Annotated in this window: 14 protein-coding genes; 4 read left to right on the top strand and 10 right to left on the bottom strand. The window is 50.0% G+C overall.

Annotated elements, in window-relative coordinates; genetic code table 11:
- Positions 1–30: 30 nt before the first annotated feature.
- Positions 31–1,074, bottom strand: coding sequence for a GMP reductase (locus M975_RS00770; protein WP_064556719.1), 1,044 nt, complete (start codon positions 1,072–1,074; stop codon positions 31–33).
- A 185-nt stretch (positions 1,075–1,259) separates the two neighbouring features.
- Here M975_RS00770 and coaE point away from each other — a divergent pair, with 185 nt between their 5' ends.
- The 3 genes from coaE to yacG are packed head-to-tail and all read left to right on the top strand — an operon-like array spanning position 1,260 to position 2,830.
- Complete coding sequence (coaE, locus tag M975_RS00765) at positions 1,260–1,880, top strand: dephospho-CoA kinase (RefSeq protein ID WP_064556718.1); 621 nt, start codon at positions 1,260–1,262, stop codon at positions 1,878–1,880.
- Positions 1,880–2,623 carry a cell division protein ZapD gene (gene zapD, locus M975_RS00760; RefSeq protein WP_064556716.1) on the top strand — a complete coding sequence of 248 codons (744 nt, stop codon included), beginning with the start codon at positions 1,880–1,882 and terminating at the stop codon, positions 2,621–2,623. The genes coaE and zapD overlap by 1 nt, the downstream gene beginning before the upstream one ends.
- 9 nt (positions 2,624–2,632) lie before the next feature.
- The gene (gene yacG / locus M975_RS00755; protein ID WP_064556714.1) at positions 2,633–2,830 is read left to right on the top strand and encodes a DNA gyrase inhibitor YacG; all 198 of its coding nucleotides are present in this window, start codon (positions 2,633–2,635) and stop codon (positions 2,828–2,830) included.
- On the opposite strand, the gene mutT is transcribed toward yacG, so the two are convergent.
- The 3 genes from mutT to secM form a co-directional block, all read right to left on the bottom strand.
- Positions 2,827–3,231, bottom strand: a complete 405-nt coding sequence (gene mutT / locus M975_RS00750; RefSeq protein WP_064556712.1) for an 8-oxo-dGTP diphosphatase MutT — start codon at positions 3,229–3,231, stop codon at positions 2,827–2,829. The genes yacG and mutT overlap by 4 nt on opposite strands.
- 64 nt (positions 3,232–3,295) lie before the next feature.
- On the bottom strand, positions 3,296–6,001 hold the full coding sequence (gene secA / locus M975_RS00745) for a preprotein translocase subunit SecA (protein WP_064556711.1): 2,706 nt from the start codon (positions 5,999–6,001) through the stop codon (positions 3,296–3,298).
- 68 nt (positions 6,002–6,069) lie between these two features.
- Complete coding sequence (secM, locus tag M975_RS00740; protein WP_064556709.1) at positions 6,070–6,576, bottom strand: secA translation cis-regulator SecM; 507 nt, start codon at positions 6,574–6,576, stop codon at positions 6,070–6,072.
- Positions 6,577–6,598: 22 nt separating this feature from the next.
- On the opposite strand from secM, the gene M975_RS00735 reads away from it, so the two are divergent.
- On the top strand, positions 6,599–7,117 hold the full coding sequence (locus M975_RS00735) for a DUF721 domain-containing protein (protein WP_064556707.1): 519 nt from the start codon (positions 6,599–6,601) through the stop codon (positions 7,115–7,117).
- 8 nt (positions 7,118–7,125) lie between these two features.
- Here M975_RS00735 and lpxC read toward each other — a convergent pair whose 3' ends face one another.
- The 6 genes from lpxC to murC all read right to left on the bottom strand — a co-directional run bounded on the left by lpxC (position 7,126) and on the right by murC (position 13,841).
- The gene (lpxC, locus tag M975_RS00730) at positions 7,126–8,043 is read right to left on the bottom strand and encodes a UDP-3-O-acyl-N-acetylglucosamine deacetylase (RefSeq protein WP_064556705.1); all 918 of its coding nucleotides are present in this window, start codon (positions 8,041–8,043) and stop codon (positions 7,126–7,128) included.
- Between the two features lie 100 nt (positions 8,044–8,143).
- Positions 8,144–9,295 carry a cell division protein FtsZ gene (ftsZ, locus tag M975_RS00725; RefSeq protein ID WP_064556702.1) on the bottom strand — a complete coding sequence of 384 codons (1,152 nt, stop codon included), beginning with the start codon at positions 9,293–9,295 and terminating at the stop codon, positions 8,144–8,146.
- 63 nt (positions 9,296–9,358) lie between these two features.
- Positions 9,359–10,615: a cell division protein FtsA gene (gene ftsA / locus M975_RS00720; RefSeq protein WP_064516196.1), complete on the bottom strand. Its 1,257-nt coding sequence runs from the start codon at positions 10,613–10,615 to the stop codon at positions 9,359–9,361.
- 2 nt (positions 10,616–10,617) lie between these two features.
- Positions 10,618–11,451: a cell division protein FtsQ gene (ftsQ, locus tag M975_RS00715; protein ID WP_064556700.1), complete on the bottom strand. Its 834-nt coding sequence runs from the start codon at positions 11,449–11,451 to the stop codon at positions 10,618–10,620.
- A 1-nt stretch (position 11,452) separates the two neighbouring features.
- A complete protein-coding gene (locus M975_RS00710) occupies positions 11,453–12,373 on the bottom strand; it encodes a D-alanine--D-alanine ligase (RefSeq protein WP_064556698.1) in 921 nt (306 codons plus the stop codon).
- The gene (gene murC / locus M975_RS00705; RefSeq protein WP_064556696.1) at positions 12,366–13,841 is read right to left on the bottom strand and encodes a UDP-N-acetylmuramate--L-alanine ligase; all 1,476 of its coding nucleotides are present in this window, start codon (positions 13,839–13,841) and stop codon (positions 12,366–12,368) included. Before murC ends, M975_RS00710 begins: the two co-directional genes overlap by 8 nt.
- Between the last annotated feature and the right edge of the window lie 34 nt (positions 13,842–13,875).

Below are 13,875 nucleotides of genomic sequence, written 5' to 3'. Positions count from 1 at the left end.
GCGTGGCAAAAGCCACGCCATTTATAGCGCTTAGAGGCTATTGAAAACGCGGTTTTCTTGCTCGTTCACACGAATGAACGTTGTGCGTTTGGTCAGCTCTTTCAGGCGAGAAGCACCAACGTAAGTACATGCAGAACGCAGGCCACCCATAATGTCGCGGGCGGTATTTTCAACTGGGCCACGCAATGGCAGCTTAACAGTTTTGCCTTCTGCTGCACGATACTGTGCAACACCACCAACGTGGCGAGTCATGGCAGATTCGGAGCTCATACCGTAGAACAGCATGAATTTCTCGCCGTTCTCTTCAACGATGGTGCCACCGCTTTCGTCGTGACCGGCCAACATGCCGCCCAGCATGACGAAGTCTGCGCCGCCACCGAATGCTTTAGCAACATCGCCCGGCATGGTGCAGCCGCCGTCGCTAACAATCTGGCCGCCAAGACCGTGAGCGGCATCAGCACACTCAATAACAGCGGAAAGTTGTGGGTAGCCCACGCCGGTTTTGACACGAGTGGTACATACAGAACCAGGACCGATACCGACTTTAACGATGTCCGCACCAGACAAGATCAGCTCTTCGCACATTTCGCCGGTTACAACGTTACCTGCGCAGATAACTTTATCCGGCCATGCTTCACGCGCTTTAGACACGAACTGAGTGAAGTGTTCGGAGTAGCCGTTAGCCACATCGATACAGATAAACTTCAGTGCAGGGTTCAGAGAAAGAATTTGTTTGGTTTTCTGGAAATCAGCGTCTGATGTACCGGTCGAAACCATGACGAACTTCAGAATGTCGTCTGAAACAGACTTAACGAAGTTGCTCCACTCTTCAACAGAGTAGTGCTTATGAACAGCGGTGAGGATATCAAACGAGGCCAATGCCTGGGCCATGCCGAATGTACCAACGGTGTCCATGTTAGCAGCAATGATCGGAACACCTGACCATGCAATACCGGAGTGTTTGAAAGTGAACTGGCGCTCAAGCTCTACATCAGAGCGGCTTTTCAGTGTGGAACGTTTCGGGCGGATAAGAACGTCTTTAAAACCTAACTTCAAATCTTCTTCAATACGCATGTTGCAGATTCCTGGGTCGAATGGCGAAGGACGCGAGAACGCAATTGGTGATTTAGACACCAATTCCAGTGACGCTATCATACGCACTATTAATACCGCTGCAAGACTGCGAAAACAGTCTTTTTTACGCTACAATCGTTAAAATTTACCTAAGAAATGTGTAATCGCTTTAGGGTCTGGTTTTTATGGTTTATACGGTGGCATTAACGGGTGGGATTGGCAGCGGAAAAAGCACTGTCGCTGATAACTTTTCCCGATTAGGTATTACCGTTGTCGACGCGGATATCATTGCGCGCCAGGTCGTAGCGCCAGGACAGCCCGCTCTAAGCATTATTGCTGACCATTTTGGTGATGAGATCCTCCTTCCGGATGGCAGTCTGAGTCGCCGGGTTCTTCGCGAAAGAATCTTTTCTTCTCCAGCGGAAAAGCAGTGGCTCAATGCTTTACTGCACCCGCTTATTCATCAGCACACCCAAACTGAAATCAATCAGGCACTTTCTCCTTATGTACTATGGGTTGTTCCGTTATTAGTCGAGAATAACCTGCAACAAAAAGCCGATCGCGTTTTGGTCGTTGATGTGTCGCCAGAAGTGCAAATCGCACGTACTATGGCGCGCGATAAAGTCAGTCGTGAACATGCACAGCAAATTATTGCTGCACAAGCGACACGCGAGGCACGCTTAAGCGCTGCCGATGATGTAATTAATAATGATGGTGCCCCCGAAAAGGTGGCCGCACATGTTGACCGTCTGCACAGCCAATATCTGGAACTGGCAGCCCAGGCCGCACAGCAGGAAAATGAATAATGAGCACCCAGATTCTTTTTGAGCACCCACTGAATGAAAAAATGCGTACTTGGTTGCGTATCGAGTTCTTAATCCAACAACTCGAAAGTGTATTACCGATAGACGAAACGGCCAAAGCACTGCATTTTTTCCGCAATGTCGGCGACCTTCTTGATGTCTTTGAACGCGGTGAAATTCGTACCGATATTCTCAAAGAACTGGAACGCCAGCAGCGTAAGTTATTGAACTGGTCGGAAGTTCCGGGTGTCGATATGCAGCGCATAGATTCACTGCGTAGCCAGCTCAAAGAACGCGGCACTGTTTTAATGGCAGCCCCTCGCATTGGGCAGGCATTACGAGAAGATCGTTTGATAGCCCTGGTTCGCCAGCGCCTTAGTATTCCGGGCGGGTGCTGTAGTTTTGATTTGCCAACATTGCACATCTGGTTGTATTCACCGCAAACACAACGCGATGCACAAATTAATAACTGGGTTGCGACGTTACAGCCATTAAAACAATCGCTGGACTTGATACTGGATATTATTCGCAATTCTGCACCATTGCGTAAGCAAACCAGCCTGAATGGTTTTTATCAGGATAACGGAGACGACGCCGATTTGCTGCGTTTACAGCTGGACCTTTCGTCGCAGCTTTATCCGCAGGTTTCTGGCCATAAGAGCCGTTTTGCAATCCGCTTCTTACCGCTGGATAGCGAAAATGGACTCATCCCTGAACGTCTCGATTTTGAACTGGCGTGCTGTTAAGGAGCGAATATGAGTGAAACTATAAAAGTGAACTGCCCGGGCTGCGGTAAAGTCGTCATCTGGGATGAAACCAGCCCATATCGCCCATTTTGCTGCAAACGCTGCCAGTTGATTGACTTAGGTGAATGGGCCGCTGAGGAAAAACGAATTCCGAGCAGCGGCGATTTGTCAGAAAGCGACGACTGGAGCGAAGAAGAACTGCGTTAACTTTGCTGTGGTTTGTTAATCACTAGTTTGCTGATTACCGGTTCATTGGCTGGTGGAAAATCTGATGCCACCAGCGCATTTTGCGCAATCCATTGACCCGGTTGCCCTTCTTTTCCCCACGGTTCACCTTCCCAACTTTCCACCATGAAAAACCACAGCGTGATATGCCGGTCCGGGAACTCATAAGCCAGTTTATCAAACAGAGTAAAGCCGGTAGCCGTGATACCAGTCTCTTCCTGAAGCTCACGAACTAATGCCTGCTCAGGCGTTTCATCGGCTTCAATCTTCCCACCGGGAAATTCAAGCTTATTGGCCATGTGAGCATCGGCGGCTCTTTGAGTAATAAAAATCTCACCAGCTTGATTGCGGATTATGCCAACGGCGATTTCGAGTTGTTTCATTTTTGTGCAGCTGCTCCATAGAAAAAAGGCGCAGCAAGCTGCGCCTTTATCGACAATAGCGTTCTTAGCTTAAACGGCCATGACACTGTTTGAATTTCTTACCAGAACCGCATGGGCACGGATCGTTACGGCCCACTTTGCGCTCACCTGTTTCCGCAGCCAACTCTTCAGCAGCAAGTGTGTCAGCATCCTGATGGCTCAGCTGTTGCATCTGTGCCAAACGCTCAGCCTCTTCACGACGCTGCTGTTCCATTGCCTCTACTTCTTCAGGCATACGAACCTGCACTTTGCTCAGGGTGCTGATAACTTCATATTTCAGCGCTTCAAGCATTGATGCGAACATGGCGAAAGATTCACGCTTGTATTCTTGCTTAGGATCTTTTTGCGCATAACCACGCAAGTGGATGCCCTGGCGCAGGTAATCCATCGCAGCAAGGTGCTCTTTCCATAGTGAGTCCAGAGTCTGCAACATCACGCCTTTTTCGAAGTGGCGCATCATTTCAATGCCAACAACCTCTTCTTTACGCTTATACACTTCAATAGCGTTTTGCAAAATACGCTCACGCAAAGTTTCTTCGTGCAGTTCAGGCTCTTTATCCAGCCACTCTTTAATTGGCAACTCAAGGTCGAAATCGTTTTTCAGGCGCTCTTCCAGGCCTTCAACATCCCACATTTCTTCCAATGATTGCGGTGGAATATGTGCGTCGATGGTCACTTTAAAGACATCTTCACGGATGCTGTTGATGGTTTCGCTCACGTCGCTCACATCCAGCAATTCGTTACGCTGACTGTAGATCGCGCGACGCTGATCGTTCGCAACATCATCATATTCCAGAAGCTGTTTACGAATATCAAAGTTACGGCTTTCTACTTTACGCTGTGCGTTAGCAATTGCCTTGGTGACCCATGGGTGTTCAATCGCTTCACCCGGCTTCATACCGAGTTTGCGCATCATGCCTGAAACACGATCGGATGCGAAAATACGCATCAGTGAATCTTCCATAGACAGGTAGAAACGAGATGAACCCGCATCGCCCTGACGGCCGGAACGGCCACGCAACTGGTTATCGATACGACGAGATTCGTGACGCTCGGTACCGATAATGTGCAAGCCACCGGATGCCAGAACTGCGTCATGGCGAATCTGCCAGTCAGCTTTAATCTGCGCGATTTGCTCAGGTGTTGGATCTTCAAGCTCAGCAACTTCTGCCTGCCAGCTACCACCCAACACGATATCCGTACCACGACCAGCCATGTTGGTTGCGATGGTCACAGAGGCTGGGTAACCGGCCTGAGCAACGATACCTGCTTCGTTGGCGTGGAATTTGGCGTTCAGAACGTTGTGTTTGATACCGGCTTTGGTCAATTCAGCAGAAACCACTTCAGATTTCTCGATTGAAATAGTACCGACAAGAACAGGCTGACCGTTGATCGTGCGCTCTTTAATATCTTCAATGATTGCCATAATCTTGTCTGCTTCAGTCATATAGACCAGATCAGGCATGTCTTTACGGATCATTGGACGGTTAGTCGGCACAACAATGGTATCGAGTTTGTAGATAGAGCTAAATTCGAATGCTTCGGTGTCCGCAGTACCCGTCATACCGGCCAGTTTTTCATACAGGCGGAAGTAGTTCTGGAAGGTGATGGATGCCAGCGTCTGGTTTTCGTTCTGAATGTCGACGCCTTCTTTAGCTTCAACAGCCTGGTGCAGGCCATCAGACCAACGACGGCCTTGCATGGTACGACCGGTGTGTTCATCAACGATGATAACTTCGCCATCTTTAACGATGTAATCAACATCACGGGCGAACAGCACGTGCGCACGCAGTGCAGCAGTCACGTGGTGCATCAACATAATGTTCGTTGGGGAGTACAGAGACTCACCTTCTTCCATAATGCCTTCGCGTACCAGCAACTCTTCAACCAGTACCAGACCGCGTTCGGTAATGTTTACCTGACGCGATTTTTCGTCTACGGAGAAGTGGCCTTCCCCCTGGAAAGTATCAGAATCTTCTTTTTCCTGACGGATCAGGCTCGGGATGATTTTGTTTACTTTACGGTACATCTCGGAGCTATCTTCAGCAGGACCGGAGATAATCAGCGGCGTACGCGCTTCATCGATAAGAATTGAGTCAACCTCATCCACCAACGCATAGTGCAGTTTACGCTGAACACGTTCTTCAGGGCTGAACGCCATGTTGTCACGCAGGTAGTCAAAGCCGTATTCGTTGTTGGTGCCGTAAGTGATGTCAGCTGCATAAGCTTCGCGCTTGGCAGGTGCAGGCATGTTTGGCAAGTTGATGCCAACGCTCAGGCCCAGGTATTCAAACAGCGGACGGTTGTTTTCAGCATCACGCTGGGCCAGATAGTCGTTCACGGTAACAACGTGAACACCACGACCACTTAAAGCGTTCAGGTATGCTGGCAGAGTTGCCGTCAGGGTTTTACCTTCACCTGTACGCATCTCTGCGATGCAGCGTTCGTTCAGAACCATACCGCCCAGCAGCTGCACGTCGAAGTGGCGCATACCGAAGACACGTTTACTTGCTTCGCGAACCACAGCAAAAGCTTCTGGGATCAAATTCTCCAGCACTTCGCCTTTCTCAAGACGCGCGCGGAATTCGCCTGTTTTTGCTTTTAGTTCATCATCCGAAAGTTTTTCAATTTTCGGTTCCATGCTATTGATAAGATTGACAACTTTACGCATACGACGCAGGGTGCGGTCGTTACGGCTACCGAAAACTTTTGTTAATAATTTGATTAGCATAATTAATTCTCAAACGCCTACCGTCAGGGCAGAGCTAAAAATAACGTTATAATTAAAGGAAATGAAATTTAGCTGAGGCGGAGCGGGCCGGCGCGAATACCGTGAACCTGGCTTATCCAAATGGCGAGGCTAAAAGTCTCGACAGCAGGTGATTGCCAGAGTGCAGTATGGCGCACAATAACAGGGGGTTTACTTTCCTGGGTGAGAAGCGCACTGAGCGTATCCAGTAAAGCGAGTTTGTGAGCCTGAAGCGGTAAGCTTTCTTCTGCAACAGGGAGCACCTGAGGTGTCATCGCAAAAGAAAGATGGCGAATTACTGTTCGAATTGCATGTTGATGCCAGTAATCGACACTAAATGATGGCCGACGGGTACTTTCCTGCAATAATGCCAGACTATTGAAGCTGACCTTGTTGAGGTAATCGTGGCTGCTGGTTGCGGTTTCAGCAGGAGCAGTTGGCTCGGTATTTTGGCTGAGCGCAGGCATGCCAAAACTCGCCGCGACCATCCCCAATAAGAGATGCGGCCAGAAATAACGTCTGCCAAACTGTCGCCAACGATTTAGAATACCAATCACTTTATCCGCCGGAGCATTATGTATGCGTGATAGCCGCCCACAATCTTTAGATCATTTGTTCGATGATGCTGGTGCCGAAAGCGTGTTGCAAAACGTGCAACAGCGCGCAACTGCTTTACTTCGGCTCAACAGGGCTGTGAAAGGGATTTTACCCGCTCAACTGCATCCCTGGTGCCGGGTAGCAAACTTCCGACAAGGCATTCTCGTACTTGAAACTGCAAATGCTAGTTGGCTGATGCGCTTACGCTATGAACAAGCCACACTACTGAGTGCATTACGTGCACAAATATTACCATCATTGACATCAATCGACATCAGGATTAATCCATCACTGGCCGCAATTGGGCAAGAATCAGTACAAGAAAACAGCACTCAGACAGCGAAAGGGAAAACTGAAGGGGTCAACAGAGTGTTAAGCCAGCAAAGCGCTGAGGCATTAAGAATGGTGGCTGAACGTAGCCCTGAGAAATTGAAGGCAATAATAGAACGACTGGCGTCATTGGCCGGAGAGAGTACCAATGAAACCAGTCGCAATAAATAATTCTGGTGTTATGCCAGAACCATTTTTGGTGCTTTGAACGCTAGCGGAAGTTCAGCATCATCCTGGAAGGTTGCCCATTCCCAGGCTTCTTGTTTTGCCAGAACCGCTTGAAGCAATTTGTTATTCAGTGCATGGCCGGACTTATAGGCGGTAAACGCGCCGATAATGTTATGGCCGCACATGAACAAGTCACCGATCGCATCGAGCATTTTGTGACGAACGAATTCATCTTCAAAACGCAGGCCGTCTTCGTTCAGTACGCGATAATCGTCAACAACGATGGCACAATCGAAGCTGCCGCCCAGGCACAAACCACGAGACTGCAGATATTCGATATCACGCATAAAACCGAAGGTACGAGCACGACTGATCTGGCGCATAAACGCGTCTGCAGAGAAGTTCATGCTGTAGCGTTGGGTACTGGCATCAATCGCCGGATGGTTAAAGTCGATGGTGAAATCCAAAGAGAAACCATTATACGGCTTGAATTCAGCCCATTTGTCGCCGTCTTCAACACGAACTGTTTCTTTAACGCGTACAAATTTCTTCGCACAGTTTAGTTCATCGATCCCGGCATCAAGCAGCAGGTAGACGAATGGCGCTGCACTGCCGTCCATAATTGGGATTTCTGGGGCATTGACTTCGATAACGATGTTATCAATACCTAATCCCGCAAGGGCGGCATTCAAATGCTCAACGGTAGAAATCCGCACATCGTGCTCGTTCACCAGGCAAGTACAGAGCATGGTATCACGCACAGATTTGGCATCTGCCGGAAAATCTACCGGAGGATTCAAGTCGGTGCGACGATAGATGACCCCGGTATTTGCCGGCGCAGGGCGCAGCGTCAGTGTGACTTTCTTGCCGGTATGTAAACCGACACCAGTCGCCTGAACGATACGTTTAAGAGTCCTTTGTTTGATCATCGTATAATCTCGCCAAATTAACTATCCAACCGAAGTGTATATCACAATCGGTGGGCCAGTTTAGCACAAAGAGCGCAGATCCCCAACTTCCGGTTTATTCTTAATCAGCTTGCTTACGCAGGAACGCTGGAATGTCCAGATAATCAGGTTCTTTCGTCGTTTGTGGCGTATTGTCGTTAACTACCTTGGCAGCCGGTTTCTGCTCTTGCTGCAGTGGAGCCATACCGTGTTGCTGGTAGCGATCCATAACGGGTTGCTGAGTCTGCTTGTTGGTCACCAGGGTAATTTCTGGACGTTTGTCCATGCCAATACCGGTTGCAACAACAGTGACACGCAGCTCGTCGTTCATCTCTGGGTCCAGAGAAGTACCGATTACCACAGTCGCGTTATCAGATGCGAACGCACGAATGGTGTTACCCACAGTTTCGAACTCATCCAGACGCAGGTCGAAGCCAGCGGTGATGTTGACCAGAACGCCACGTGCGCCGGACAGATCGATGTCTTCCAACAGTGGGCTGGAAATCGCCATTTCTGCCGCTTCTTCTGCACGGTCTTCACCACTTGCCACACCTGAGCCCATCATGGCATAACCCATTTCAGACATTACGGTGCGCACATCAGCAAAGTCAACGTTCATCAGACCCGGACGAGTAATCAGTTCAGCGATACCCTGAACTGCGCCTTTCAGTACGTCGTTTGCCGCGCCGAAAGCGTCAAGCAAAGAGATACCACGGCCCAGAACTTTCAATAATTTGTCGTTAGGAATGGTGATTAAGGAATCAACATGCTTAGACAACTCAGCGATGCCCTGCTCCGCGAATGCCATACGCTTCTTGCCTTCAAAGTTGAAAGGCTTCGTCACGACAGCTACGGTCAGGATACCCAGATCTTTAGCGACTTCTGCAACTACAGGTGCAGCACCTGTACCTGTACCGCCACCCATACCTGCGGCGATAAATACCATGTCTGCGCCTTCAAGAGCCGCACGTAACGCTTCACGGTCTTCTTCCGCAGCGGTACGACCCACTTCAGGGTTCGCTCCAGCACCCAGACCTTTGGTAATACCATTACCAATCTGGATAGTCTGGCCTACAGCAGTTTTACGTAACGCCTGAGCGTCGGTATTCACTGCAAAGAATTCAACACCTTCGATGCGTTCACGCACCATGTGTTCAACGGCATTACCGCCGCCACCACCGACGCCGATGACTTTAATCACCGCGTCGTTGGTCAGTTCCATAGGTTCAAACATAGTTTCTCTCCGTTTTGTGCCTGTCGCCTGAGACCACTAATTTTGTCTGGTCTCTTATAAAATTTAAAACTCTTTTCTCAGCCAGCTATTGATTCGCTTAATCCATGAGCCGACAGAGGTGCGTTTTTCCACTTCTGCTTCACCGCTGAGATGTGTTTCTTTCCCGTAGTGCAGCAAGCCGACTGCTGTGGAGTAATAAGACTCCTGGGCATAATCAGTCAGGCCGGTAATATTTAACGGCTGCCCAATACGCACTTGCGTATGGAACACACGTTGCGCGCAGGCTGCCAGGCCTTCAATTTGCGCAGCGCCGCCCGTTAGTACAATCCCCGCCGCCAGGTGGTGCTTCACACCTTGCTGGCGAAGTTGCTCTTGTAATTGCAATATCTCTTCGTTAACCAGGTTTAACAGCTCGGTATAACGAGGCTCGATGACTTCAGCGAGCGTCTGGCGTTGCAGGCTACGCGGTGGACGTCCACCGACGCTTGGCACTTCAACGTTTTCATCTTTACCCACCATCGAACCCAGTGCACAACCATGGCGCACTTTGATGGCTTCTGCGTCACTTGGTGGTGTGCCGAAGGCATAAGCGATATCGCTGGTCACCACGTTCCCTGCATAAGGGATGACTTTGGTGTGGCGCAGTGCGCCGCCAGTGTAGACCGCGATATCCATTGTACCACCACCGACATCGACTACGCAGACCCCTAATTCACGCTCATCTTCGGTCAAAACCGCGTAGCTTGCTGCAAGGCCTGCAAAGATCAGTTGGTCAACTTTCAGACCACAACGTTCAACAGCTTTGACGATGTTTTTAGCCATGTCGTTGTGGCAGGTAATCAAGTGCACTTTAGCCTGCATGCGAACACCTGATAAACCTACAGGATTTTTGATGCCTTCCTGGTAGTCAATTGCATATTCTTGCGGGATTACGTGCAAAACACGATGTTCGTCACGTACGCGTACTGACTTCGCGGTGTGAACAACGTTCTCAACGTCTTCCTGTGTCACTTCTTCTTCTGAAATCGGCACCATGCCAATCTCGTTTTGACAGCTAATATGCTTACCTGAAAGCGCAAGGTAGACCGAAGATATCTGGCAGTCCGCCATCAATTCAGCCTGGTCAATCGCACGCTGAACGCATTTCACGACTGACTCAAGATCATTTACGCCACCTTTGTCCATACCACGCGATGGGCAACTGCCCACGCCAATAATATTGACCATACCGTCAGGCAGAACTTCCCCTACTAAAGCGGCAACCTTTGCGGTACCGATCTCCAGTCCTACTACCAGTTTTCTGTCCGTCGCCTTGATCATTGTTATTCTGCCTGTGACTGATTCTGTTGCTGATTAGGATTAGGTTCTTCTACGGGAGCAGGCTGCCAACCCACTGCCGCGCCTGAGTCATAACGCAAGTCGACATAGCTAATCCTTTTATTGTCGGCTTGCTCTTGCTGCTGCAAAACAGGGTAAAGTTCCACAAAGCGACTCAAGCGTTTCATCGTATCGCCCCGGCCTAAATTAAGTTTGATGCCATTGTTTAGCGTCAATTGCCAGGAACGACGAGCGGTCATCGCCGCTTCTTTCAACGTAAATTTATCCTTTGCCAGCACATCGCCCATGGTGCGATAGCCTTGCAGTACTTCACCTTCACTGCCTTCCGGCCCAGATAACATAGGTAAAGTCTGCTTTGCAGCGCGTTCTGCTGGAACACTAAACGAAATACCTTGCGCATCAATCATATGTTGATCATTCCAGCGCGCGATGGGCACATATTCAACCAGATGAATCTTCAATTCGTCCGGCCACTGCTTTCTGACGCTCGCTTGCTTTATCCAGGGCAAGCGTTCAATTTGCTGCTGGATGATATTCACATCCTGGGTCATAAAGGTGCCAGGTGGCCCAAGTGCCAGAATTGACTGGCGAATATCATCGTTACGGGTGTAATGCCGTTCACCAGTAACCACTAACTTAGACAGTGGCAGACGCTGTGCATCTTCCATCCAGCCGACCACAATCCAGCCGCCGATAAATACCGTAAACAGGACTGCGCTCAGGAAAATTATCCCGGCCAGTCGCCCACCGTTACTGCGACGAGAACTGGTCTCTTCTTCTTCCTGGCGATTACGCGTATTCAGAGCTGCTTGCGACATATCAGTCTGCCAACTCCAGAATCCGTACTACCAGTTGAGAGAACGTCATCCCCGCCTGACGTGCCGCCATTGGCACCAGACTGTGACTGGTCATGCCTGGAGAGGTATTCACTTCCAGCAGATAAAACTGGCCGTCGCTATCCAGCATGACGTCTACACGCCCCCAACCACTGCAACTCAAAACCTTCCAGGCTTGCAGCACTAATGCCTGCAATTCTTGCTCGCGCTGCTCGATTAAACCGCCGGGGCAGAAATATTGTGTCTCATCAGAGAGATACTTCGCCTCATAATCATAAAAAATTCCAGCGGGTTGGATACGAATTGACGGTAAAATTTCTTCGCCGACGATCGCAACCGTGTATTCAGGGCCGCTTAACCATTTCTCGATCAGCACTTCTTCGTCGTGTTCAAAAGCCAGTTCTAACGCAGCCGGCAGTGCCGCAACGTTATCAACCTTAGACATACCCACGCTTGAGCCTTCACGGCTTGGCTTAACGATGACGGGCATTCCTAAGCTGGCAATGCTTTCTACTGTGGTCGTGGAAATGCCCGCGTCAACATCACTGCGAGTTAACGCAACCCACGGAGCGACAGGTAAATCTGCACCTTTCCACAACAGTTTGGTACGCAATTTATCCATAGTGACGGCTGAAGCCATGACGCCACTACCGGTATAAGGTAATTTCAGGAACTCCAACAACCCTTGCAGGGTCCCGTCTTCCCCACCACGGCCATGCAAAGCAATGAATACTTTGTCGAAACCCTGAGCTTTCAGCTCAGTGACGGGTGTATTTTTCGGGTCAACTTCGTGCGCATCAACGCCCGCTTCTCTAAGGCCTGCAAGTACCGCAGCACCTGATTGCAATGACACCTCACGTTCGGCGGAGGTTCCGCCCAGCAGGACAGCAACTTTATCAGCCATGTTGATCTCCTTCCTTAGTGTGGGGCTGCAATTTGAATTCAGCCAGGTTTCTGGCAACTTTTCCAACATTTCCCGCACCTTGCACCAGGATCAAGTCATTCCCGGTCAAAACAGGGGCTAAAATATCAGCAATCTGGCTGGCGTCTGGCACAAGAATTGGGTCGACTTTACCGCGCCCACGAATGGTACGGCATAACGAACGGCTGTCAGCACCCGGAATCGCTGCTTCGCCCGCAGAATAAACATCCAGCATCAGCAATGAATCTACCTGGCACAATACGTTAGCAAAGTCGTCGTACAAATCACGGGTACGCGTGTAACGGTGCGGCTGGAAAACCATGACCAGGTTTTTATCCGGCCAACCTGCACGTGCAGCTTTGATCGTGGCATCAACTTCTGTTGGATGGTGACCGTAGTCATCCACTAGCATCGCGGTGCCTTCTTTGCCGTTGACCGGTGCAAGCGGGTATTCGCCTAAGAAATCAAAGCGGCGACCTGTCCCCTGGAAGCTTTCCAGAGCACGCAGAATATCAGCATCATCAATGCCTTCTTCTGTAGCAACAGAAACCGCCGCAGCCGCGTTTAACGCGTTGTGACGACCTGGTGCGTTCAGCGTGACATGCAGAGCAGGTTTATCCTGGCGCATAATCGTGAAATGACCCTGCGGCCCTTTCTGCTGATAACTCTCAATGCGAACGTCTGCGTCTTCGCTAAAACCGTAAGTGGTGGTCTTGCGACCTACTCGCGGCAACAATTCGCGGATAACCGGGTCATCGACACACATTACCGCCAGACCATAAAACGGTAAGTTGTGCAGGAAGTTAATAAACGTCTGCTTTAAATTTTCGAAGTCGCCCTGGTAGGTATCCATGTGGTCAGCTTCAATATTCGTCACCACAGAAACCATCGGTTGCAGGTGGAGGAATGACGCATCACTCTCATCTGCTTCAGCAATCAGGTAACGGCTGTTACCTAAACGCGCGTGGGTTCCTGCGGCTTTCACCAGGCCACCGTTCACAAAAGTAGGATCCAGGCCTGCTTCCGCATAGATGCTGGAAACCATCGCCGTGGTAGTGGTTTTGCCGTGCGTACCGGCAATCGCAATGCCGTGACGGAAGCGCATCAACTCAGCCAACATTTCAGCACGGCGGATAACCGGGATACGGGCTTCATGAGCCGCAACAATTTCCGGGTTATCCATAGAGATTGCGGTCGAAACCACCACAACGCTCGCATCCAGCACGTTTTCCGGGCGATGGTTGAAATAAATCGTGGCGCCCAGCGCCGACAACTGTTGAGTGACCGGGTTCGGAGCCAGATCAGACCCGCTAATCTGGTAACCTTCGTTAGCTAAAACTTCGGCAATACCGCCCATACCGGCGCCGCCGATGCCAACAAAGTGAATGTGCCGGACGCGACGCATCTCGGGCACGATAGAACGCAGTTTCGCCAGTTGTTGTGTATTCATTCTCTAACCTGCAGCGTCGAACGCCATTACTTCA

This window comes from Buttiauxella brennerae ATCC 51605, assembly GCF_001654925.1.
Lineage (GTDB): Bacteria > Pseudomonadota > Gammaproteobacteria > Enterobacterales > Enterobacteriaceae > Buttiauxella > Buttiauxella brennerae.
Note: the sequence above shows the minus strand (reverse complement) of the source record. Positions and strands in the feature narration are given on the sequence as shown.

Coding starts and splice junctions, on each gene's coding strand:
- M975_RS00770 (WP_064556719.1), bottom strand. CDS start 1,074: ATGCGTATTGAAGAAGATTTGAAGTTAGGTTTTAAAGACGTTCTTATC.
- coaE (WP_064556718.1), top strand. CDS start 1,260: ATGGTTTATACGGTGGCATTAACGGGTGGGATTGGCAGCGGAAAAAGC.
- zapD (WP_064556716.1), top strand. CDS start 1,880: ATGAGCACCCAGATTCTTTTTGAGCACCCACTGAATGAAAAAATGCGT.
- yacG (WP_064556714.1), top strand. CDS start 2,633: ATGAGTGAAACTATAAAAGTGAACTGCCCGGGCTGCGGTAAAGTCGTC.
- mutT (WP_064556712.1), bottom strand. CDS start 3,231: ATGAAACAACTCGAAATCGCCGTTGGCATAATCCGCAATCAAGCTGGT.
- secA (WP_064556711.1), bottom strand. CDS start 6,001: ATGCTAATCAAATTATTAACAAAAGTTTTCGGTAGCCGTAACGACCGC.
- M975_RS00735 (WP_064556707.1), top strand. CDS start 6,599: ATGCGTGATAGCCGCCCACAATCTTTAGATCATTTGTTCGATGATGCT.
- lpxC (WP_064556705.1), bottom strand. CDS start 8,043: ATGATCAAACAAAGGACTCTTAAACGTATCGTTCAGGCGACTGGTGTC.
- ftsZ (WP_064556702.1), bottom strand. CDS start 9,295: ATGTTTGAACCTATGGAACTGACCAACGACGCGGTGATTAAAGTCATC.
- ftsA (WP_064516196.1), bottom strand. CDS start 10,615: ATGATCAAGGCGACGGACAGAAAACTGGTAGTAGGACTGGAGATCGGT.
- ftsQ (WP_064556700.1), bottom strand. CDS start 11,451: ATGTCGCAAGCAGCTCTGAATACGCGTAATCGCCAGGAAGAAGAAGAG.
- M975_RS00710 (WP_064556698.1), bottom strand. CDS start 12,373: ATGGCTGATAAAGTTGCTGTCCTGCTGGGCGGAACCTCCGCCGAACGT.
- murC (WP_064556696.1), bottom strand. CDS start 13,841: ATGAATACACAACAACTGGCGAAACTGCGTTCTATCGTGCCCGAGATG.